This window comes from Coleofasciculus sp. D1-CHI-01 (assembly GCF_040218875.1).
In the GTDB taxonomy this organism is placed as follows: domain Bacteria; phylum Cyanobacteriota; class Cyanobacteriia; order Cyanobacteriales; family Coleofasciculaceae; genus Coleofasciculus.
The window spans coordinates 33,212-57,428 of record NZ_JAVJQP010000092.1; the positions used below are offsets into that span (position 1 = coordinate 33,212).

Annotated in this window: 17 protein-coding genes; 7 read left to right on the forward strand and 10 right to left on the reverse strand. The window is 44.0% G+C overall.

The annotated features are described in order from the left end of the window. Nucleotides 1–50: 50 nt before the first annotated feature. Both RIB93_RS16820 and RIB93_RS16825 read right to left on the reverse strand, forming a co-directional pair. Nucleotides 51–1,046 (reverse strand): diguanylate cyclase domain-containing protein, encoded by a 996-nt coding sequence (locus RIB93_RS16820; RefSeq protein ID WP_446373933.1) that lies wholly within the window; start codon nt 1,044–1,046, stop codon nt 51–53. Further along, nucleotides 1,046–6,691 (reverse strand): PAS domain S-box protein, encoded by a 5,646-nt coding sequence (locus RIB93_RS16825; protein ID WP_446373879.1) that lies wholly within the window; start codon nt 6,689–6,691, stop codon nt 1,046–1,048. Before RIB93_RS16825 ends, RIB93_RS16820 begins: the two co-directional genes overlap by 1 nt. 945 nt (nt 6,692–7,636) lie before the next feature. On the opposite strand from RIB93_RS16825, the gene RIB93_RS16830 reads away from it, so the two are divergent. The 6 genes from RIB93_RS16830 to RIB93_RS16855 all read left to right on the forward strand — a co-directional run bounded on the left by RIB93_RS16830 (nt 7,637) and on the right by RIB93_RS16855 (nt 12,409). Beyond that, nucleotides 7,637–8,068 carry an acyl-CoA thioesterase gene (locus RIB93_RS16830; RefSeq protein ID WP_446373880.1) on the forward strand — a complete coding sequence of 144 codons (432 nt, stop codon included), beginning with the start codon at nt 7,637–7,639 and terminating at the stop codon, nt 8,066–8,068. A 123-nt stretch (nt 8,069–8,191) separates the two neighbouring features. After that, complete coding sequence (locus RIB93_RS16835; RefSeq protein WP_446373881.1) at nt 8,192–8,320, forward strand: hypothetical protein; 129 nt, start codon at nt 8,192–8,194, stop codon at nt 8,318–8,320. Between the two features lie 22 nt (nt 8,321–8,342). Further along, complete coding sequence (locus tag RIB93_RS16840; protein ID WP_446373882.1) at nt 8,343–9,119, forward strand: SGNH/GDSL hydrolase family protein; 777 nt, start codon at nt 8,343–8,345, stop codon at nt 9,117–9,119. 193 nt (nt 9,120–9,312) lie between these two features. Next, a complete protein-coding gene (locus tag RIB93_RS16845) occupies nt 9,313–9,669 on the forward strand; it encodes a hypothetical protein (RefSeq protein ID WP_446373883.1) in 357 nt (118 codons plus the stop codon). A gap of 281 nt (nt 9,670–9,950) precedes the next feature. Then, nucleotides 9,951–10,550, forward strand: coding sequence for an REP-associated tyrosine transposase (locus tag RIB93_RS16850; RefSeq protein ID WP_446373884.1), 600 nt, complete (start codon nt 9,951–9,953; stop codon nt 10,548–10,550). Between the two features lie 548 nt (nt 10,551–11,098). Further along, entirely contained in the window at nt 11,099–12,409 is a 1,311-nt protein-coding gene (locus RIB93_RS16855; protein WP_446373885.1) for a Glu/Leu/Phe/Val family dehydrogenase, read from the forward strand. A 165-nt stretch (nt 12,410–12,574) separates the two neighbouring features. On the opposite strand, the gene RIB93_RS16860 is transcribed toward RIB93_RS16855, so the two are convergent. Genes RIB93_RS16860 through RIB93_RS16890 form a run of 7 tightly spaced genes read right to left on the reverse strand, consistent with a single transcriptional unit; the run spans nt 12,575 to nt 22,019 of the window. Continuing rightward, nucleotides 12,575–14,752, reverse strand: coding sequence for a TIGR03986 family type III CRISPR-associated RAMP protein (locus tag RIB93_RS16860; RefSeq protein WP_446373886.1), 2,178 nt, complete (start codon nt 14,750–14,752; stop codon nt 12,575–12,577). Then, nucleotides 14,712–15,335, reverse strand: a complete 624-nt coding sequence (gene csx19 / locus RIB93_RS16865; protein WP_446373887.1) for a type III-D CRISPR-associated protein Csx19 — start codon at nt 15,333–15,335, stop codon at nt 14,712–14,714. Before csx19 ends, RIB93_RS16860 begins: the two co-directional genes overlap by 41 nt. Beyond that, entirely contained in the window at nt 15,332–16,801 is a 1,470-nt protein-coding gene (locus RIB93_RS16870; RefSeq protein WP_446373888.1) for an RAMP superfamily CRISPR-associated protein, read from the reverse strand. Before RIB93_RS16870 ends, csx19 begins: the two co-directional genes overlap by 4 nt. Next, on the reverse strand, nt 16,801–18,369 hold the full coding sequence (locus tag RIB93_RS16875) for an RAMP superfamily CRISPR-associated protein (protein ID WP_446373889.1): 1,569 nt from the start codon (nt 18,367–18,369) through the stop codon (nt 16,801–16,803). Before RIB93_RS16875 ends, RIB93_RS16870 begins: the two co-directional genes overlap by 1 nt. Nucleotides 18,370–18,377: 8 nt before the next feature. After that, the gene (locus tag RIB93_RS16880; protein WP_446373890.1) at nt 18,378–19,040 is read right to left on the reverse strand and encodes an RAMP superfamily CRISPR-associated protein; all 663 of its coding nucleotides are present in this window, start codon (nt 19,038–19,040) and stop codon (nt 18,378–18,380) included. 4 nt (nt 19,041–19,044) lie between these two features. Beyond that, nucleotides 19,045–20,697, reverse strand: a complete 1,653-nt coding sequence (locus RIB93_RS16885) for a Cas10/Cmr2 second palm domain-containing protein (RefSeq protein ID WP_446373891.1) — start codon at nt 20,695–20,697, stop codon at nt 19,045–19,047. After that, nucleotides 20,694–22,019: a Card1-like endonuclease domain-containing protein gene (locus tag RIB93_RS16890; RefSeq protein ID WP_446373892.1), complete on the reverse strand. Its 1,326-nt coding sequence runs from the start codon at nt 22,017–22,019 to the stop codon at nt 20,694–20,696. Before RIB93_RS16890 ends, RIB93_RS16885 begins: the two co-directional genes overlap by 4 nt. 206 nt (nt 22,020–22,225) lie before the next feature. Here RIB93_RS16890 and RIB93_RS16895 point away from each other — a divergent pair, with 206 nt between their 5' ends. Beyond that, a complete protein-coding gene (locus tag RIB93_RS16895) occupies nt 22,226–23,662 on the forward strand; it encodes a TIGR03985 family CRISPR-associated protein (protein WP_446373893.1) in 1,437 nt (478 codons plus the stop codon). Between the two features lie 7 nt (nt 23,663–23,669). Here the strand turns inward: RIB93_RS16895 and RIB93_RS16900 are convergent, their stop codons facing one another. Beyond that, nucleotides 23,670–24,152, reverse strand: a complete 483-nt coding sequence (locus RIB93_RS16900; RefSeq protein WP_006098974.1) for a Crp/Fnr family transcriptional regulator — start codon at nt 24,150–24,152, stop codon at nt 23,670–23,672. Between the last annotated feature and the right edge of the window lie 65 nt (nt 24,153–24,217).

Consider the following 24,217-nt stretch of genomic DNA (forward strand, 5'->3'; position numbering starts at 1 on the left):
TTGACGTTTATGGAATACAAATATGACAAATGACAAATGACAAATAACAATCAAACCTCAACCAAATTTCCCACCACGCGATCGCGCCCTTCTACCTTAGCTTTATACAGCGCTTGATCTGCCTCCGCAATTAGCCGCTCTGGAGTCGTTTTTGGCGGCGGAATTACTCCAGCTACACCACAACTTAAGGTGACAAACTTACTCACCCCAGACCCCTCATGCACAATCGCCCGCGACTTCAGTTTCGAGCGAATCGATTCTGCCACCTGCATCGCACCTCTGAGGGAGGTATTCGGTAAAATCACCACAAATTCCTCCCCCCCATACCGAGCTACCACATCCGCTGGACGCTTTGCCGCTTTACGCAAAATATCAGCAACTTGTTTAAGACACTCATCTCCCGCTTGATGTCCATAGGTATCGTTATATGCCTTAAAAAAATCAATATCACACAAAATTAACGACAGAGGTGATTGTTCCCGCGCCAATCGTTTCCACTCCTGCTGCAACGCCTGATCAAACGCTCGACGATTGGCAATCTGAGTCAACCCATCCAAATCAACCAACCGTTGCAACTCCTGATTCATTTCCTCTAACTTCGCCTTCAGCACCCGTTCTTGCTCAATTTTGCAGTGTAACTCCGCCATCACCCAATGGGTATGCAGTAACCGACGCACCCGTTGCCGCAGCACCGCCCAATGAATTGGTTTCGTGATATAGTCCGTAGCGCCCGCCTCGAACGCTCGGTCTACCGATTCCTGATTATTAAGTCCTGTAATCATCAAAACAGGTGGGCATTTCTGACCAAATCGTTCTTGTAACTGAGCGCAACAGGTAAACCCATCCATCACAGGCATCACCCCATCCAACAAAATAATATCGGGTAACTGTTCGGTGCAAAACGCCAGACATTGATGCCCATCCCCCACTTCTGACACCTGATACCCCTCCTGTTCCATCGCCCGACGCAGCACTAGGCGTAGGGTCTTTTCATCATCCACAATCAAAATCAGGGGAGGGTCACGGTGAAAGTCAGACTGATTCATCATAGTTTCCTCGGATGCTCTTGTTGCAACGCAGTGACAACTCGCTCATACTCCGCATCAAACCGGGAAATCAGGGTGGAAGCATGCTCTAGGTTTCCCGTTTCCCCCAACGCTTCTAACTCAGCACACAGTTGCGCCAAACCCGTTGCACCAATCGTCAGACTTGATGATTTCAATGCATGGGCAGATTGGTGCAGAGCATTAGCATCATCATGAGCGATCGCATTCCGAATCGCTTGTACCCTAGGTGGGGAGTCTTCCAGATAACTGTCAATCACTTCCGCGATTAACCCCTCATAATCGTCTCCGGCAATTTCTCTTAAATCTTGCAGCACTTGCCGATCCAAAGCAGGGGTGACACTGGAGTCTGAGGTTATTTCTGGCACAGATACGTCCTCTGAATAATCCGTTATGCTATCTCTGCCTTCTTGATCCAGCACTTGAGCATAAGTGGTTAAGGCTTGAACCAGGGCTTCCGGTCGAATCGGTTTACTGATATAGTCATTCATGCCTACTTGCAAACATTGTTCTCGATCGCCCTGCATCGCATGAGCCGTCATGGCAATAATCCAGGGTTGGCAAGCTGACGACCATTCAGCCCGGATGCGGCGAGTTGCCTCCAATCCGTCCATTTCTGGCATCTGCACATCCATGAAAACAATCTGATAGGACTTACGACGCAGGGATTCCAGCGCCTCTTGTCCATTGTTCGCCACATCTGCGCGATATCCTAAGCGCTGCAACATCTGGCGAGCCACCTTTTGATTGACCGCCACATCTTCAACTAGCAGAATGCTTAACGGTAACCTCTGGGCAAACTCAGCCTCAAGCCGTCCCGATGAGCGATCGCCCGGACGCACCGAAATCCGCCTACGTCCTAAAATTGCCACAAAAATATTATAAAGCTGGGATTGCTTAATCGGCTTGGTCAGAAATGCCGCAAACTTGGGCATATCATCGGGTTGATATGGGGTTTGCCGACCCACAGAACTGAGCATGACCAAGGGGAGTTGTTCATTATTCGGTAACACCTGGATTTGTAACGCTAAGGTCAAACCATCCATTTCTGGCATTTGCCAATCCAAAACCGCCAGATCAAAAGGTTCCGAATCGGCTAACCAATTCAGCGCTTGCTCTCCTGATGCGGCTGTTTTCACCTCCATTCCCCACGACTGCGCCTGTAGGGTGATAATCTGCCGATTCGTCGCATTATCATCCACTACCAGTAACCGTTTTCCTCGTAACTCCGGTTGGGGTGTATCCAACTCCGCCGTGACCGAATTGGGGTCTGATTTCACTACAATCGTGAAATAAAACGTCGAACCTTTCCCTACCTCACTTTCTGCCCACAAGCGCCCGCCCATCCGTTCACTCAAGCGCTTACTAATCGCTAAACCCAATCCTGTCCCACCATAATTGCGCGTCATCGACGCATCCACCTGAGAGAACGGTTTAAACAACCGATTCATGCGATCGCGCGGAATCCCAATTCCCGTATCTCTGACCGTAAATTGCAGTTCGTAGGTTTCTTGGTTGTCAATCCGACTTGGATACGCTTTAATCTCCTGTCTAGGGGCTTCCCCAAGGGCGGGTTTAGTCAACTTATCGGTTTGTGGCAAAATGTTATCGGTCAAACCCGCCCCTACACCGGATACTTCCCCAGACAACGCTCGACTCATCACCGATACCACCACTTCCCCCTGTTCAGTAAACTTCACCGCATTACTCAGCAAATTCACCAGAATCTGTCGCAGGCGGGTAATATCACCCACCACATTGGTCGGTGTTTGGGGTTCAATTAAATAAGCGAGTTCCAATCCCTTCGCCGCCGTTTGAGAGGCAACTAAATCTAACGCTTCCTCAATACAAACATGCACATCAAAGGGGTGTTCCTCTAACTCCAATTTGCCGGATTCTATTTTCGAGAAGTCCAGAATATCATTAATAATCGTCAGTAACGCTTCACCACTACTACTAATCGTATTGGCAAAGTCTTGCTGTTGCGGCGTCAATTCCGTATCCAACAACAACCCAGCCATACCAATCACCGCATTCATCGGCGTGCGGATTTCATGGCTCATCATTGCCAGAAACTCACTTTTTGCCCGATTAGCGACTTCGGCTTCCCGTTTCGCTTTATGTAGGGCGAGGTTCTTGAGTGTCAGTTCTTCCCGCCGTTGCTTTTCCTGTTCTAAGAGTTGAGCTTGAGCTAAAGCAATCCCAACTTGCGCCGCCACCGCTTCTAACAGTTCAATTTCATCATTACTCCACTGACGGAAGCGATCGCATTGATGCAGGCAAATAATACCATTGGTCTGCTCCTGATACGAAGTACGCACCGAAAGCATGGATTTAAGACCAATCTGACGGCAAAGCTGATTCCCCCCCTCTAGTTGTGGATCAGTATAAACATTCTCGGAACTCACCGCTTGGTCTTGCGCCAGCACCGCTTGGGCGTGAGGATTGCCTAAAACTGGAATCGTTTGCTCTCGGGTTGACTCGTAACCGGGTTCTAGATACTCAGCCACCAACGGAATTTGCGGACTTGGCACGTCCAGGTAAGTATGAATCAGACAACGATTTACACCGAAAACCTGACCCACTTGCGTCGCCGCCGTCTGAAAAATATGCTTACTGTCTAAGCTTTGGCGAATTTCTTGGGTAATTTGTTTGAGCAGCAACATCCGTTGCAATTGCCGCTCTAATAAGGTTCTGGCTTGTTGACGTTCGATCTCATGACCCACCCACTGTGCCATGAGTTTGAGCAGTTGAGGAGACGCCGAGCGATTTTTGGCGGTGAGGGTGGGACGTTGATGGAGACTTAAAAAGCACAGCGCCCCATACACGTTTCCCGCTACCTTGACACTCGTACCCAGATAGGATTTAATTCCAAACGTGAGACAGGCTTGATGATTTGCCCATTCTGTATCTTCAGCCGACTCGAACGCGATCGGTTCCTTGGCGTGAATCGTTTCGCTGCAAATTGTCTGTCCTAATTCAAAGGTATCTCCCGCCTGCACCTGTCGAGGTGATTTAGGCGGAACTTGAGCTGCAATCACCAGACAGCGCCCTTGTTCAATCTGAGACACAATACCGACATCGTGACCAAAATGACGCCGCCCCAAGGCCAAGAGTCCTTGTAGGCGTTGCTCAAACGTGAGTTTGGGTGCAGCAGCCACTCGATATAAAGCCCGAATCGCGGCTTCGTCTTGGCGCTGTTGTTGTTCAATCTGTTTGCGCTCGGTAATATTACGGATAATCCCAATAATCTGATTGTCCAAAAATGGCACGAGTCGGGCTTCATAATTTTGCTCCCCTGTCTCTAAGGATAAGGAATAGTCCAGACTAACTGGGGATTGGCTCTGAATTACCTGCGCGATCGCCCCCTGAATTTTATCACTCACATCAGCAGGGAGAACATTGTATACAGGTTCTCCCAGAAACTGTTCTGGCTCGACGTATAATTCACCCAAATTTGGGGCTTTATAGTCGAGAATGCTTCCATCTTGGCTCAAGCGAAAATACAAATCGGGAAGGGCGTTAAAAATCGCTTGCAGTTCTGAGTTTTTCTGATATAGTTCTTCCTCGGCTTGTTTGCGATGGGTGATATTACCAAAGGTAACGGCAAACCCGTCCCCTAATTTGACGGCGGCGATTTGAAACCAAGCCTGAATTCCTTCGTGGTGGTAATGAAATTCTCGCTCAAGCGGAATCCCCGTTTCGGTTACCTGAACATAGAAATCAAACAGCCCTTCCTGGCGATTTCCCGGCATTTCCATGAGTAACTGCTGACCCATCAGTTCCTCACTCGTTCGTCCCACCATGCGTTCAGCAGCAGGATTAATCAGCAGCCATTTAAAATCAATAATCGTCCCTTGGCGATCGCGAACCGCTTCAAATGCCATCACCCCATCTAAGGAACTATTTAAGACCCCCGATAGCAGGGATTGGGAATATTCGAGGGCGGCTTGACTTTCTTTTACATCTGTGATATCGATACAAGAACCGATATAACCGAGAAAACTACCATCCGTGCCAAACCGAGGTACACCTGTATCTAAGAGCCAACGGTATTCCCCATCAGCGCGTCGCAGTCGGTATTCCAGGCGAAAGGCTTGGCGAAGGTTAAAGGCATGAGTATAGGTTTGTCGGCAATTCTCCTTGTCTGCTGGATGTACCGCCTCTAGCCATCCCTCGCCCAGTTCATCCTCTAAACGGCGTCCAGTAAAGTTCAACCAGGAGCGGTTGAAAAACGTACAACGTCCATCGGTTCCAGCCACCCACAACAGTACAGGCGCACTATCTGCCATCGCCCGGAAGCGGGCTTCACTCTCCCGTAAGGCGGCTTCGGCTTGCTTGCGTTGAGTTACGTCATGAGCAACACAATAAATTAATCCTTCTTCAACTAAGGCTTTCGCATTCCACAACAGCCAACGATAGGAACCATCGGAACAGCGATAGCGATTTTCAAAGGCGATGGAATCTTTCCCCGTTGTCAGTCGTTCAGCTTCCGCCAGAGTCGCGGCGCGATCATCGGGATGAACCAATTCCAGATAGGGTTGGGCTAAGAGTTCAGCTTCACTCCACCCCAAGGTTTTTTCCCAAGCGGGATTCAGGCGTCTAAAATAGCCATCAAACCCCGCAATACAAAGCATATCAACGGACAGGTCAAAGATGCGATCGCGTTCTTGTTCGGCTTGGCGACGTTCACTAATATCAGTTTGAATGCCAATATAGTGGGTGAGTTTGCCATGGCGATCGCGGATGGGGGAAATGGACAATTCATTCCAGAAGCGTGTACCGTCTTGGCGATGGTTTTGTAAGACAATGTGACAGTCTTGTTCGTTTTGCAGTGCCGCTTTTAGTTTATCTAAGCCAGGTTGTTGATGATTATCTCCTTGTAAGAAGCGACAGTTTTTTCCCAAAACCTCTTGAGCTGAATAACCGGTAATTCGCTCAAAGCCGGGATTGACGAAAATAATCGGATTATCGGGTACATTTGGATCAGTAATCAGGATACCATTACTACTGGCTGCGATCGCCCGTTCCAACAGTTGTAAGCGCACCTCAGTCGGCTGGCGATCGCTAATATCACGAATCAGCCAGAGAATTCCCACAACGTTTCCTTCGCTATCGTTAACGACACTATTGAGGGTTTCGCTGCTAAAACTATCCCCCGTTTGGCGTTGATAGTTTATCAGTTTGGACTGATTGAAATCCGCCGAATCCGGATTCATCGTCTGTGGATCAAACTCTTCAGGATTCGCATACAACTGCGATAAGGGTTGTCCCACTAAGGCTTCTGGTTGATACCCAAAAAGCTGATTAAAAGCTGAGTTAACCTTAACGATAAAACCGTCTGTATCCGTAACAACTACCGCCTGAGGAATCGCTTGAAACAATGGGGCGAAGTCGGTTGGTATTGTTTGACTCAAGTGTTCTGGCGAATTGGCAAAAGCGGTAGCATTTCTTTTTCGTTGAGTTTGTCTTAAGCCAACTAAACCTATAGCCAGTAACCCGATGACAGCGAAGACACCGCCATACATTAGCACTGGGCGAATTGGGCTGGAATCCAAAAGCCAGCCAGCTAAATTACACCAATGAATCAACCCATCGATTAACAGTCGATTGAAAAAGGGAAACATACAAACAAACTCTACCGAGTGGAGAAACTTGGGCTTATTTCAGTCAGCGATAACGATAAAGGGACTGAACATAAGGATTCAGGGTAGTAAGCTGTTCGGCATTTAAACCATAATGTCAAGAATTGCGAAATCCTTGTAGTGCGAGCATCTTGCTCGCTACCCATTCCCAATTTAAATGCGTGACAGCTTACACGCGGACGCCAGAAAAACCGACTATTCAAATCAGTGAACTGAGTCATGGCAAAATGTTTTTGACGTTTGACGTCCAAGATCGTGCGGTACTAAGGTAATGCAGTGACAGTTTTCCTCCCCATATCCCAGAGTCAAAGTTACGATTTTTTCTGACTTTAGAAACATCCCTGTTGCAAAAGCGGGTCGGTTATATCTGCCATGCATAGAGTTGAACACTTAACTAGCTTATCTACCCACAACTAGACTGCAAAGCTCTGCGTAGTTTTTCCTGATTTGTCGGGCTAAACTGCAAAAAAAATTAAAAAAAATTTACGTATTGATTAGGAAATTAATAAATTATAACATCAGCATTAAATGGCAAAAAAGTCAAATAGTTTGTAGTTTTCCTAGAGGAATTTACCACTCAATGCAGCAACAAAAATCGAGAGTGGCAAGCCGTCTCTTGATTGTGCCTAATCTGACTGAAAACGATTAGTCGTGTTCTAGACATTCAGCTACTTTGCCGCTACCCACTTCAGAATTCGTTTATTAATGATTCCTCCAGGTTAATGGCAAGGTGAGAAAAAATAGAACAGCTTAATTTCTATAATAAACGATCAAGCACGCTATTGAAATACTCGGTGGCGCTATCTGGGCTAAATCAAGACAGTCATAGACGTGGCTGTGCCAGAGTTTTCAGTATGCTAACTTAGCTAGGGACTCGCAAAAGCGCGTATACTCAACCCTGAGAATCCTCGACGACAGTGAAAGCCCATGCAAATCTATACCAGGCAATTGCGGGTGCGGCATTATGAAATTGATGTCCTCGGACATGTCAACAATGGTGTTTACCAGAATTATCTTGAACAAGCCGCCGTGGAACACGCCCAACTCCTGGGTTACTCCTTGGCACAATGCCGAAATCTAGGAGGTGTGTTTGTCATGCGTCGGATTGCGATTGACTACCTGCGTCCAGCAATGGCAGATGATACCCTAGAAATCACCACTTGGCTACAGCAGATGAAAGGAACCCGGGCAATTAGACACTATGAAATTCATCGATTGGCAGAAGTGCAACCCTTAGTCATTGCTGAAGCAATCTGGGTGTGGGTGGATGGGGTTACGATGCGCCCACGGGGAATTCCTAAAGAGATTCTGACGACTTTCGAGTCAATCCAACCCTCTGATGAGCTGTCATACACTTAATTTTAATCCCACTCACTTAAGCTTGATTTGTTAATTTAAATTAAGCTTAATCGTTAAACCAGACTGAAATTATAGCAGTAGACACATTGATTAGGACTTTCCGAACTGTTGTAGAGACGTTGCATGCAACGTCTCTACCAAATGATGCGCCCTAACCGCTATGGCGGTTGCTATATTATCCATCCAGTCGGAAGTCCTATTGAGGTAAATTTCACCAGCGAGTTAAAATTATGGCGTTTTATAGACGCATAATCGAAACAAATACATTTACAAAATGCAGAAACGAAAACGTTTATTCCGGTTGGCATTATTCTTGTCTCTAGTCGCATTAGTTGTGTCACTGGTTGTCAATATCTTCCTCTTCTCGCAAGCCAAATCGTACTACCTACAACTGAACAAAACTAATCTCGATCCCCTCGGACTACAAACTTTTAGTGGGGATGCGTTAGCTGATCGTTCATCGAGTGATTCTCCAGTAACCGTTGTCTTCTTTGGTGACTCGCGAGCAGCAATGTGGGTTGAGCCAGACAATATTAACAATGTTTCTTTTATTAATCGTGGCATTGGCAGTCAAACGTCAACTCAGGTATGGGGACGTTTTGATCAACATATTTTACCCTTACATCCCGATATTATCGTTGTGCAAGTTGGGATTAACGATTTGAAAACAATCCCGCTATTCCCTAAGCAAAAATCCACCATTATTAGTAACTGTAAGACTAATATCCACAAGATTGTCGCTCGTGCAGTCAAACAGGATGCGACCGTTATTTTAACCACCATTTTCCCCATTGGTCCGGTTCCCCTGATTCGTCAACCGTTTTGGTCACCTGATGTCGCCAAAGCCGTTGAGGATGTCAATGCTTACCTCTACTCGCTAAAAGCCAAAAATGTCTTAATTTTAGATGCCTATTCACTTTTGGTAGAGGATCAGCAGGTTAAAAGTCAGTACATTTACGATACGTTACATATCAATCCCAGGGGGTATAAGCTGCTAAATCATGAGTTAAAAAAAATGCTCTTGGCTGGATTAATAGACATTCATAAATAATAAGTAATAATTCAATGGGTAAGATGGGTTTAGCGAGTCAAGCAAGCCTAGCCAGTAATAATTGCTTAACTTGAGGATTGGCGGCGATTATAAAATTAGTATATCTATCCATGGGCAGAAGCTAAGGTTATCATTAGCCGCTATGATTAGCATTTCAAGCCTATTTCGGTTTTACACTTCAAAGGAGATGGCAATGTTACAATTTTTAATCAATTTTCAGCGACGGATTGGCAAAATGCTTTGGGCTTTAAGTTTAATTACTTTAATCAATCTAGGGGGTTTATTACTCCTGAGCAATCAAGCCGCGTTAGCTGACTCTGATACACCCTTGACGACTCCACCAAAAACAGAAAAGACTGAATTAGGATTGTCACAGCAAGAGAAAGAAGAAGCCTACGAAGAAGCCACAGAAGCACTGTCGAAAGATCCGAAAAAAGGGGTAAAAAAACTTTACGAAGAGGAAAAGGAAAAGTATGAAGAATCTCAGCCTGATAAGAACGTGTTGGAAAAAGCGAAAGATATGATTGAAGGGCTAAAAAACACTGATTAAACGCACCTGAAAGCCCCCCAAAAAGTTATCCGGGCGACTATTCACCAGTGTTTAGTCGTCCTGTTTGTAGTTTGTCGTTTGTAGTAAGGGATGCGAGCCTATCAGCGCGTCAACGTAGGAACTAACAGTTGTATAATTTAACTGTGCAAGGTTAGAGTTTGTAGTAAGGGCTTTAGCCTACTCAGCGCGTCAACGTAGGAACTAACCTCAACGTTATATTGGCGCTAAAGCGCAACTACAAGCGCAACTACAAGCGCAACTACAAGCGCAAGGACAAACTTATGTACAACTATCGCTACCTTACTCCCATCCAAAAAGCTGAAATCCTTGAATACCGTAGACTTCAAGGCTTTCCTCCTCATTCTCCGCCCCATCCTTTTCAAAATAAACCTTTCTACCTGCTAACGGCGGCTTGCTACGAACACAAACCCCGTATCAATAGTATCTCTCGTCGTCAGGAACTTTTAGACCAATTATTTAAGAATTTCCTAGACGCAGGTATTGAAATCCTCGCCTGGGTCATTTTAACTAATCATTATCATGTATTAGTCAATACCGTTGAGTTTAAGCGGGTGAGTGGTATTTTTCGCCTGATTCATGGTAGACTGGCTCGTCAGTGGAATCTAGAAGATAAGTTAAGGGGAAAAGTTTGGTATTCTTACTGCGATCGCGCGATTCGTTCGCAACGTCATTATTATGCTACTTTAAACTATATCCACTACAATCCGGTGAAACATAATTATGTTGAATCTCCCTATGATTGGGACACAAGTAGTGTTCACTGGTATTTGCAGGAAAGGGGGCGAGAGTGGTTGAGACAGTGTTGGGTTGGATTTCCTGTTCAAGATTACGGGAAAGAGTGGGATAAGTTTAGTTTGTAGTTTGTAGTTTGTAGTAAGGGATGCGAGCCTACTCAGCGCTTCAATGTAGGATCTAACAGTTGTATGATTTAACTGTGCAAGGTTAGAGTTTGTAGTAAGGGATGCGAGCCTATCAGTACTTCAATGTAGGATCTAACCTCAACGTTATACCGGCGCTAAAGCGCAACTACAAGCGCAACTACAAGCGAAATGTAAACTTTATGTTAAAAAAGTAACGAAAACTACACGTTATTGGCAATTTAATCAAGTCCCGTGAAATAATCGTAGTAAGGACAAATCGCACCGACTTTAATCTTTTCTAGATCAAGGAGAGATTAAACTGTTGTTTTGTTTATTGATAAGCGCGATCGCGCCTATATATAAGTTTTGCTTAATTCTAACCCAAAATTACTCAACTGGCGCTGGAGTCTGGACATTAGAGACTTGAATCGCCAAGCAAGCTGTGCTGGTGATTAAGTTTCCTGGTTCAATCCCAATCCCAGGGGGCGATTTGTCTGGCGATGAAATTCTCTCTAATTTTAGTTCAATCCCTTATGAGGAACAATGGAATGTCTGATTCATTATTAGCTGATGCTAGCACCCGATTGCACGCGGCGATGAAACATGTCTCGATTTCCGAAGATGCGATCGCACGCTTAAAGCATCCTAAAATGAGCCTGAGTGTGTCCATCCCGGTTCGCATGGATGATGGCTCATTAACCATGGTACAAGGATATCGAGTTCGATATGATGACACCAGGGGACCCGGAAAAGGCGGTGTACGCTATCATCCCAACGTTACTCTGGATGAAGTTCAATCCCTAGCCTTTTGGATGACGTTTAAATGTGCGGTATTAAATTTACCCTTTGGTGGTGCGAAGGGGGGAGTTACGGTTAATCCCAAAAGCTTATCCAAACTGGAACTCGAACGCCTCAGTCGCGGCTACATTGACGCGATCGCCGATTTTATTGGACCGGATGTGGATATTCTCGCCCCTGATGTTTATACCAATGCGATGATTATGGGGTGGATGATGGATCAATATAGTATCATCCGGCGTCAAATTAGTCCCGCTGTCGTTACTGGGAAACCCATCACCATGGGCGGAAGTGTGGGGCGCGATAGCGCAACTGCGACGGGGGCTTACTTTGTGATTGAATCCATGGCACCTAAACTGGATTTGATTCCCCAATACACGACAATCGCGATTCAGGGATTTGGTAAAGCCGGGGCGGTATTGGCAGAATTGCTGGCGAAAGCGGGGTATAAAGTTGTTGCCATCAGTGATTCTCAAGGCGGAATTTATGCTAAAAAAGGCTTAGATATTCCCAGTATTCGCCAGTATAAAATGTTAAGTCAAAGTCTGCAAGCGGTTTACTGTCAAGACACGGTTTGTAATATTGTTGAACATGAACAGTTAACCAATGCCGAACTCTTAGGCTTAGATGTAGACATTCTGATTCCGGCGGCGTTGGAGAATCAAATTACCCAGGATAATGTTAACGATGTCCGCGCCCGCTATATCTTTGAAGTCGCCAATGGTCCGATTACTTCAGAGGCGGATAAGGTTTTAGACAGCAAAGGAGTTCTGGTATTTCCCGATATTTTGGTTAATGCGGGTGGGGTGACAGTGAGCTATTTTGAATGGGTACAAAACCGCAGTGGACTCTATTGGAAAATGGCAAAAGTGAATGAAAATCTGAAGCAGAAAATGGTGGAAGAAAGCCAATATATTTGGTTAATTGCCAAAGAGTTAGCGGTTTCCCTGCGAACCGCTGCTTATGTTCATGCGTTGAATCGCTTAGGGGAAGCCCTTAATGCTAAAGGAACCCGAGACTACTATGTCAATGGTCGCATTCCTGGCATGAATTCCCGGTAATTCGGGTTTGCTGAATAAGTGGTGAGGTGAGGGGGAGATGGGGAACAAAATTTCTATAGCCCATTACCCTGTTTCCTATTCCCTATTCCCTAATCTTGGAGTACGGTTTGTAAGTTGTCTCGGAAACTTAGTATGAATCGTTGCTACATTTGCTACCTTCACTTATCACCGACGCTTGGGTGGTTTTGGAGGTCTGGCAAAAGCTGGATTGCCACTTCCCTTATCCTCTCGTCCACCCTCCTTTTTTAGACGAGTGGGCGATTTAGATTTTTTAAGCACAGGCTTACTTCCCTTTGCTTTTGGCTGGGGAGATGGATTGGGTTTGTTTATCTTCCGGTTATCTTCCCATCCTATTACTTGTAAAGGAGTCGGTAGAACGGGACGCTCTTTATACTCATTTTTATCAGTTCCAATCCTTGGCTGGTGATCACGCTCAATTTCCATATATCGTGCTTCATTGCTGGAAACACCAGACCAACTGAGCATTGCTAGAAGCATCTTGATACGGGGTAATTCTTCTAAAGTTGTGGCTTTACCTGTGTTCGGCTGATCTGCCTCGCTGATATGATTGAGGACATACTTTTCAAACGCTTTCACACATCTGTGGTGTGTGTCAGCGGCATCAGATTTTTCTCCGATATGCCAGTTATTATCTTGAAATAGCTTTTTGTATCGTTGTTTGCGATCACTCAGATGTATCTGATAAGTAATCTTGATGGCTCCCATTCCCAGTGGTTTACCCATGCCAATTGACAGACGATACTCTTCCTTTTGTGCAATATTCAGTACCCAAAGGATAGCACCAAGCTCCACATCACTAAGATTCTCAAAATCGATAGTAAATGTAAAAGAGACTCCAGCTTTAATCGGCTTTATCTGAGTGGTTTGGCTTTCTGAAGCTTCAGGATCATTAAGCACAACTGAAGGCGAACGTCCTTTGTGCCAGTAGAGCTTATGTCCTCGGATCACTGTTTCCGCTTCTGGTTTATTGGCATAGTGCTTTAATTCGCGCTTTCTTGCTTCTGGGTCAGTTTGAACTAAGTAGTGCTGAAATGTAGTCGGTTTAGGACTAGCTAAAATCTTAGGCGTAATTGGGTCATTTTTTAACCAGATCTCATCACCAGCCATTCTTTCACAGATGGCATCACTGATAAAGACACGTCCAGCACGCGCTTGATTTTTTTTCTGTTTTTCATTTCTAACATAGCCAAATATGGTTTCAGCCATATCTAAGATTTCAGCGTTGTGTAAATAGTCGGGAACAAAATCAACGGCTGAAGCCGCACGTCCATCACCTGTAGAAGAGTAGGGAACACGAAAATTGGGACTTTGACCAAATAAAGTTACAATTTTTTCTTGCTGTGGCTGACAGTAAAAAATAGCACGACCCTGTGTTAAAACACCCAATTTTTCGTCAAATGGGTTTTTCTCATAGGGGGCTTTTCCTTTCTGAAAGGTGGTTAAGGCATGGCAGTAATGCTCAATCGCATCATCACTAATCTTGAGAAGTTTGGCATTGGTGTCAGGTTCTCGAATTAGGCAGTGATTTTTGCGCTGGAGGTTATCTGGATTATCACTAGCTTCCAACATATTACCACTCGTGACTAATACACCTCTGTATTTGTAAGCCTCACAGTCACTGCTGACATCTTTAGCAAACTGACGACCATTTTTAGGATACAAATTCCCAAAACTGATGTTGTATTTATATTGTGGGCGGTAGTCTGAAGATTTCATGGGGATAAGTTCAGTAATTTTCCCACACAAGTTTTTTTCTTGAACCAAAATAAACGGTTTATTCTCAATGGCAAGTGCCGGACGAATGTACCAACCATCAGCTTGCTTGGTAAGATAACCTGCCTTAACCTTTCTTCCCTTATCTAGATACTTTTCATATTCTTTTTTTAACGGTTCATCTTTGTCGGCAGCAACCGCACGGAAAAAAAATCGTTGTTGCTCAGATACCTGTTCAAGCTTACCAAAGCTAACAATTTCTACCAAAGTCCGCAACAACCCCCTCAAACTACTACCAGGCAGAGTAGGACGCTGATTTGACGGGGTGGTGAAGAAATCTGCTCGTTTACGGCGCTGCTCTGAAGTCAAATCTTCATTATTTTTATCCCCAAAATTGGCAAAGTCAGTTGGAGTTAAACCACTCCGAATATATAGAGGTGATTCAGTGATTAATGTGCATATAATTTGACCTGTATGCCGATTTGGGCAATATCTTTCATTGTCAGGCAAAGGTTCTGCTGGAACGATTGTGTCAGGTAATTCGACAAAATTGTACGGCGCGATCGCCTTACGATCTTCCGGTACTTTTTTGAGATGTTTGGGAAGCATTGTTCAATTCCTTTTCAGTAGTTAAATCAACAAGACGACTTAGAGAGATACGAGCTACTCCATCATCATCATAGGTAATGTAGTGATGTACAATGAGACGCACTGGGTTAATCAGTTGATGGCGATCGCCTAATTCTATCTCACTAAATGGTACGGCGTGTCTGAATCCTTGGGAACCATGCCTAAGTAAGGTAAAGTTATCTCGCTTTTCCCCATGAGTTCCCCAGAGAATCTGTCTTTCTGGGATTTTGTCTACCTCTGAATTATCTTGGACTAGACGCGATCGCCAAGTTTCACCCGCCCGCCAAAGTAATACTTCCCCATGTTTACCAAAGATACGGCATTGTTGAAGGGTGAGGACTCGTAGAGATGGAAAATCTACGTTAAACTCAGGCTGGTGAAATATCTGTTCCGCTGTGGTTAATTTACCTGAATCAAAGCGACCCCAAATTACACCGTCTTCAGCATGAGCTAGCAGATAATTTAGGTTCCAGGTTATCGCTTGTTTTTCTAACCAATATCTAAGCGTTTCATCATCTACAATCCCATCAATAGGAAGCTTTTGGCATAACACTTTGTTCATTCTATCAACTCCCCAGAAAAATCAATCACAAATGCTTCTAAACCGTTGGCATCACTAATTTGCAGATGTTCTCCATCTTGGAAGATTGTCCAGGTTTGTGTGGCTTTTCCGGGAATCTGTCGTCTCATTTTTGCTTTGATTCCCTGCAACCGTCCCCGTCCAATACTACTTTCACCCCCAACAGGTAAATCACTTGTCCACAAATCTTTGAGCAATAGGAGTAGTAAACCTATTTCAGCCTTCCTTGGCTGGCGCAACTCTAGTTCCAAAGTTAGCCGCGTTTCATCACTACCAAATATCGGCTGTTCGCTGAACAAAGCACCGTGGTAAGTACCACCTGTAAAACGGTCAATGGCGATGCGGTTTTGCACCAATTCAGCAGTATTTTCGATAACGCTTTCATGTACCACCAGGCGGCTGGCTTTTGCTTGTTTACTGTTTTTCTCGACAAAGCCGAATACATCATTGACAATTTTTTGTGCCATTTTCTCGGGCTTGTCCAAGGTATTAACAATACGTTCAGCACGATGGCGTAAAACACCTGCTAGACTGGTTCCAGATAGCACAGGTTTGAGTTCACCGTCTCGATGCGATCGCAAATGCACCACATCAGGCGCACAACCCGTGGAGTCTTGACCTGAGCGAATTAGCAAGGGACTGGCGAGTTTAAACGTAGCTTCGAGGAAGAAGCGATCGCGTTTATCTTCCTCTTCATCTAAAGATACTCCAAAAGCCGTAGCAATTGACGAATACGTTTCGTATTCTGGTGATAATTCTGTACACCAATGCTCAAATAGTAACCATTCTAATCTTTTCTCATCTTGAGTGAGGTCAAATTCCCAGACTTGCCACGCTTTCACTGTACAGCGACCAAAGCCCCGTCGCTTTTTCATCCCAATGCTAATTTCACCAAGTTCTAAGCCTCGTAAGGCTAACGCTAGTGATTTAACTAGCCGATCTTCATAATTGAGTTGTTTTGTTTTGTCTCTTTTTTGCTCTACCAGTAGCTCAAAGTAGAGAGGGAATTCAGTTCCAGCACTTAATAGCTCTAAGTCGTATTTCTGACCTTTTTTGGCTGTACCCGTTTTTCCTTCAATTTCTACTCCATCTCTCAATTCCACAGTGGGTATCTTGCTACTGATGGCATCATTCACAATTAATGGACTTTGTTCACCATCATCATTACGACGGGTTCCACCAAATAGGGAAGTAGCGCGATCGCACTCTTGTTCACCTGTCACATACCCATGCTCATACTCACGTAAGTAATTTCTCAAAGCACCTGCAATAGATGAACCTGTTAAAAGAGCATGGTCACTAATACTATCTCTGAGTAAGGCTAAATCAGTTGGACTATCTGCATCACCACTTCCCAGACAAGTAGGAGTATCTAAAATTAATGTACCTCGTACAATGATGCATTTAGCAATAGGGCGTTGGTGGCGGTTCAGGCGTTCAATACTCATTAGTTTCTCTCCTTAGTTGCCTTCTTCGCCACTGCCATAATTAGCCGTAGCGTGTACTTTTCAGCTAGCTTATCTTGTCGGGCGCGATCGTCATCGAATTGGCGCTCTACATCAGCAATTTTGACTTCTATACCATTAATCCAATCTGTCGGATTTTTCAACCACTCCTCTAGCTGTTGCTTGAAGGATTTATTTCCTATTTTTGTGCGCTCAAACTGATTACGGGCATTAGAAGGTAAGTTATTTAGTAGCGAGACAACTAAACTACAATCCCCGTTGGGAAGTGCTTGTCGGGCAACAGATTGCAGTCGTGATAATTGGCTGTTACTCATGCCCTCATCCAAGCTTAAATATCCAACTTGTTTTTGAAGATATTGTTCTAGCTTTTGCTCCAACAGTCTTTGTGCCATCTGTTCAGCTATCAGCCGCGAACCTTCACTTAACGCAAGTAAGCCAGAGGGACTCGATAACTTGGGCAAAATTACTTGAATATATTCACTTTCTATCCAATTTACAGCAATTCGCCCAAAGCCATCTTCTCTTCTCTCTCCAATTCCGCTAGCTTCAAGTCGCTGAATTTGTTCTGAAGTAATTTCAATATCTTCACCTTCAAAAACAATCACACTCCCTGCTGTTAAAACTGGAACTTGAGGTAAAGGCAATCCCCATTTGCGGTTAAAGCCACCGATTAGAGTGCTGCTAGTGAAAATACCTCCTGGTTTAGGTTGAGGCAAGGTTATATTTAAAACATCCTCAATTGCTTGTTTAATTAAACTTGGATCGGCTACAGGTTGACCCTGATCGTTTCTTAACAGCGTGTCACTGAGAAGGGTAATGCTTAAAACTTCATCATTTTCTCGATCTTCTGCTGGAATCCCTATTTCACTCCAATTCGTGCTAGATTGTTGGGGGGGGATAATTTTAGTCTGTCCGTATCCCGCACTTTGAGAACCTCCAAACCAGATATTGGGTTCGACTAATAAATTCTGAATTGTTTCTACATCGTCATCTTCACAAAGAATGATAGATTGAAAGGTTTGTCCTGCATCTAAAGCCTCGTAGCGGAAGAGTTCACCTTGATTATCTGTCGATCTCCCTTTTTTGCGATCGCGAAAATTATGAATATTAATCCGTCGCTTTTCTTTATATAACTTTACAACTCCTCCTTCCTTTGCCCAGAAGTATTCACCAACAGCTTTCGGCGTTTCTGGGTCTTCTCCTTTCTCAATACTGAAATCATATACAGTTATAGGCAAATTATCAGTAAATTCTGCATCCTTATCCTTGAACCAAGACAAAGGTAGAGGAAGAGTTCGTTTATTTTTTTGACTCAAAATATACGCATTTAAGTAGCGAGTCCTTTTAGCATCAAAGAAAAGTCGCTTCACTTCATCATTGCTTAAATCAAGTTCTGACAAGTGATACTGCCTCATATAACGCCCAATAATTGCACCACGAATCATACTACCAGGAATATAAGGATATGACACGTCACTATTTGGATCGCCTTGAAATGAAGTAGCAAGAACGGGTTGCTGAGTTTCTAAGGTTAAAATAATGGCTTTCATCCAACTTTTTATTTTTCCTTAATGTCTTTGCCAAAATTATTTAGATGTTGATGGGTAATGTCATTTCCTTCTGAATCGTGTAACCTACATTGAACGTGACCTCGACCTCGATTACGTCCACTACCTAAGCGTCGGAGTGCCATAGCACCAACAGCTAAAAGCGATAGCATTTCATCATTTGGAGTTTTCTCAAAAATTAAGTCAGCCGTGAAACAAAGGTCACGTAAAACAACACGGTAGGAACGTAAACTTCCCTCATCTGATGTACCCGATTGTGGGTCTATTGCAGTTTGACGACGGATAGTTGTCAGGGAATCAAGCACCTCCGTTTTTGTTAAAGTTTCATCTTGGATTTGGAAGGCAACGGCTTGACGCAAGTCATCGGGTAAACAAGCATCTTCCACATGAACTGCTGCCATTGTTCCAAGGGTGCTACCAAGCGTACCGAACAAGTTACAAGCAACCTTCTCCCAATCCTGTTTATACTCAGAAAGTACAGCAATTAAGTTATCGCATTCTTCACTCAGTAATCCTTTGAGAGTGCGTCCTCGTAAGTAGGGAAATCCATAAGGATCATGCTCTACTTCTTGATCGATTAAACCCGCTACTCCATCCCCACGTCCAAAGGTGGTATCACTCAACAGTTTGATTTTCAGTTGATACGTTGACATCTGATTATTCCCTCAATGATATATAAAAATCCATTGCTTCGATAGCATCAAAATAGCCACAAATGCCATTCAGCCAACCTTTTTTAGCTAAATCTGTACTTTGACCGCTAAATTCTGGGAATAGTGGTAGTTGCTCATCTTTTATTTGGTAGTTTTTGAGGAACTTCTGAGTTGCATCTATCCCTTGACGCAGCACTTCTCGTAAGGCAATAACCTTATTACGACGACCTTTCCAGTTATCATCTTCGTTAAAATGTTGGACTACTTTTGTGAAACCTTTCCAAGTCCGCCAATCGCTATCTTGTTCTTTTCTCAAACTTATAGGTCGCATTTCTAATGAAGCAACTTCCTGGAAATCAGGAATTTTTACGCGATACTCGCGCTCACGAATTTCTGAAATTGAACCGCTTAAGCCACTAGCTGCTAAATGCCAATCTAAAGCTGAAAAATCTCTTTTGTTTTCATCTTTAACAAACCTTTTTGCATTTCGACACAAGTCTTCGCTAAGTTCATAAGCTCGTGCAAAAGGGTAATGAGTTTTTACAACGCAAATTCCCGCACAAGCTCTGATAGGCTTGGGCTTGCCATCGGCATCGGCAATGGGTTGTTTTTCCAGTTCTTCAAGATAGATTGCTGCCAGTTCAAGCCCTAAGCGTCCATCACAAACAAAAGTAACATCATCACCGCCATAGACGAGAGGACGGAATGGTAAGTAATTATCTTTTATCTCAAAATAACCTTTGACTTTTTTCTTTCCGTTTTCATCTGTTTGAATCGATTGAACCAGTATCTCTATTACCGTTTTCAGCGCATTAATACCAGCCTGATTAACGCTATGGGACAGTTCACGCATAGCAATAATGTAGTCTCGATTGGATTTATCCTTGCCAAACTCTTGAAATCGTTTACCCATACCATTACCATCAGCATGAATCACAGCAACATAGCTGGAATCTCCTTCTGAACGCCCCATATAGTCAGTTCTTAGGGGAAAATTATAAATCTCGGAAGTCGTGTTGAGTAATTTTTCTCTAAGTTGACGATTTGCAAAATGAACTGCGTCCAGTTTTTTCTGAATTTCTCTAGAAATTAGATAAGGCTCGTCATCTTCAAATTTTTCACTCATTCCTACAGCAACTAATTGAGTCGATCTGCAAGTTGCTGTTACGCTTAAACCTAGTAATGGTGCAGAGGGTATTCTGCTTCGCTTTTTGGCATCCAAATCATTTTTCATCAAATCCTGAACTACCTGATAAAGAGATTGATTATCCCAATCAAACTCTTTATGGACAGCTACTAAATTGATACCCTGTGCTTCTTCTAAAATTCGCTTACTCAAAATCTGAGTAAACTGCACGGCATACTGCTTGTCTGAAAAAAGCAATACTGTATTACCGCCACCTGCATAAACTAACTCAGCAGCTAGTTCGTCATCTTCGATGTGCGGTTTTGCATCTGGTTGATGTTTTTCAGGATCGAATGCGTAAACTTCTTGGTGAATTTGGTCTTTCAACATACCTAAAGCATTTCTCGCCCAGTTATCAGTTGCTTGAGAAACTAAGTAAGATGCACCAATATTTTCGCGTAGGCGGTTACTCCCAAAAATATAGGGTTGAATCCCAGTTGTATCTAGTACAGTGACAGTGAATTTTCTCATCTCGCATCTCGCTCATTATTGCAAATCCATTCAGCAATTTTGTCTGAAAGATCAAGTAAATCATCACGCCCGAATACAGCTAGCTTGTAGTCTATTTTTCCACCTTCCGGAGAAGGATTTAAAACATTTACGATTTCTGTCTCTAGGGCATTAACATCTTTTTCGCTAGTGCAACAGACTAAAGCAACTCGTGCTTCATCCCCACCGAGTTGTCGCGCTCTGATATAAGCTTCAAAAAGTTTTGATTTACAATCGAATTTACGCTCTATAGTTGTACAAGAAATGGCAAATAATTGATAGCCACGCATAAAAGCAACATCAAACTGGAATTTAGTATTTTTCGGATAGATTGGATTCCGAATCCAAAATGAAGTAGCACTATCGTCAATGGATAGCTCTTTAGGAATATTTTGCACTTGCTGTAAAACATAATGCTCCAGCCATTCACCATCCAGCCATTTGCAAGTAGATTCCAAGCTTTTCAAACCTTGGTCTTTAACAGTCTGAAGGGATAGTTTTTTAGCGGCTACACCTAACTGAGCTAATGCTTGATTAATAGCCTGATAGTTTTGGAGTTCAACAGTTTTATTGTCCCTTGTTATTTCTAACCGCAAGTCAGGCAATTCTAGGAGCTTACTTTCGCTTAACCATTTATTTTTATCTTTGGGCTTTCTAGCAGATTCCCGCAAAACTTGGTTACACCAAGTACGCCATAGTTTTATTAACTGCTCATTTGTATGAAACTCAGCAAAGGCTCGTGCAGCATCAGGTAACTCCGGCTGGTAAATAGGCTCTGATTTCTCTTGCCACATCCATCCATGTATTTGAAAAACTTTAGCAAGTTTTACTTCCAGACATTCTGGTTTAACTTTGAGGCGGATGCGATCGCCATCTTCCCGATCGATACACATCTCTAGCTTGCGTGGATCGAGATAGCTAAAAACAGTGTCGGGACGCTCTTTGCTGAAAACGGCTCTGTAAGCGTGTACAGCCATCGCTTTTGTACCACCCGTATAATTCAATCCAATTTTTCCCACTTTGATAGCTTCTAGTTTTGGACGAATCGCCTCTTTAATATGATAAGCATCGGATTCGTAATCATTAAGTGGCACAAGTTGAGCCGTCTTTAAGCCAATTGGCTCGTTACTCAATATTGTTTGTAAACGCTCCGCTGGATCTTTTGTACCCTTTGAATAAACCAGATAGGGCGTACCTCCCTTGTTTAACAAGAGTCTGGCTGCTACATAATTAGGCAAGGGATTCTCACCAATGAGCAAGAACAGATGATCGACTTTGTACTTATTCAACTCAGATGTGTTCATAGTGGCTAACCTGGGTATGACGTTGCTGCTGGGGTGAGATAGGCGATCGCTCTTCCTTAATCTAATCCAACTTATCTCCATGGGATTGAGAGGGGGACGAGTCGAGGGCGCGATCGCCTCTGTACCAAAAATTATGCCATCCATTCGGAAACACCCCCTTCCGATACTTGATAGGCTATAAGCCACACTCAACAAAACAAAAACTGATGTCTGATCTATTCTTTCGCCATCCCCCCCAACCTCAACTCCTGCAACAGTTAGCCAAAGGACTTTTGCCACAAAATCACCATCTCACCCGGGCGATGAGATTATGGGTTTGGCTGCGCTGGCTGTATGGAGATCAGGGATACGCCACTTTACCCGACAGCTTCACCTACGCCGATTGGCGTCAAGCCTTCTTCAGCTCAACCCATCAGGATGAGAAACAAAACGATATTCTCCAGCACCATGAACCCAACTGCGCCTGCACGAAAACCACCAGAGAATGGCTCAAAGAATTGAATATAGCCATTGATGAATGGCAAGAATCCCTACAACAACACCTGTCAATTTCCGATTCTGACCTGAAAAAATTGCTCCAAGAACGGCTATTTGCTCAAGTTCGTAAATCCCTTCAGAGTGACTTAGATTTACTGGTTGATCTTAACTGGCTGCAACGAGTTCCTCACTCAACCGGGAGAAGCAAGAACTACCGCCGTGTCCAAGTATTGCCCATTTCTCAGCAACCAGAAAACCGAATCTCTGACAGCAACCTGACGCATCAAGAGCAGGTTTATTTGGCAGAAACCGTAGAAATGGTGAGTTTTCTCGACCCCACTATCCCGTTGTTAATTGAGCAAATTTCTCCCCATCCCCAGGAAGATACTCATCGTGTCTTTTTATACGTTGATTACTTAGTCCCGGAATCCACTCAAAAACAAGACCAAGTGGATCAACTTCAGGGACAATTGCAGGAAATTTGGGATTCTGGACAAATTTATCCCCTACTCATGACTTATCACAGCGCTCATTTGGGTTTAATCAAAGAATGCGTTGTCTATCCGGTTTGCATCTATTATATGGAACGGGCAAAATACTTATGTGCCTATGGCAGCACTCCCAAAAGCGAAATCAACTGGCACAATTATCGCCTCGACCGAATTTGCTCAGAGTGGCTGATGCCATTGGATTGGACTGATCCCCGCGTTCCTCAGTTGTTGCAGGAGCAATACAAGAAGAACCAACTGCCCACGCCCACAACGGTTCACACGAAGCTGAAACAAGCCTGGGGATTTGATTTCTATAAACCATCAGCGTTGATGGTAATCCGGTTCAACCAGAAGTTTCACGATCACTATATTCGAGGTACGTTCTTGCATCACACCTTTGCCCCGATTAACTATCAGCAAGCCACCCGTTTCATAAAACAACATACGCCCAATCCCGAACACATAAATACTCTGTTAGACATTCTTGAACATCGCTCTCCTGATGATGGTTACTACCAAGCTCAATACCGTATTAACGATTATCACGTCATCCGGCGCTTACGGGCTTTAGGTGCAGAGGTAGAAGTCTTGCTACCTTGGGCATTGCGGGAACGAATCGCTCTCAATCTGCAAGAAACTGGGAACTACTATCGGCACAAAACTTTAACGTTGTAATCCTCAATTACCTCGTAAAATTACTGCTGGTTTTGCTGAAATCAGACGCCGGATGTTTCACTTCGTAAGCATTCAACTTATTATTCAGTTCTCGAATGCGGCGGGAAAGTAAGCGGATAATATTAATCGCAATTCCTGGTGTCTCATCAATGGCGTCATACAATTGCAATTGAGTCAGCATCAGACATTCGCAGGTTTCCAGGGTTGTCACCGAAGCCGAACGCGGTTCAGCATCAAACAGTGACATCTCGCCAAAACAAGCACCTTGCTTCAGATAAGCCAAGTCGCGATCGCCAATGTGAACCCGCACGGAACCGGACACCACAATATAAAGCGATCGCCCTTCTTCCCCTTGAGTGACAATCGTATGATCACTGGGGAAGGATAACTCATCCATAACCGAAGCAACGCGCACCAAAAAATCGTCCCGCAATTCCTGAAAAATGGGGACGCCCCTGACAAAAAGTAAACGCTCAACGCTGGTTAACATGGGGTTAGCGGGTAGCTGCTGGGGATTGGTGCCAAGTGTAGCTGCACAAAGCTCTAGTTTACTTT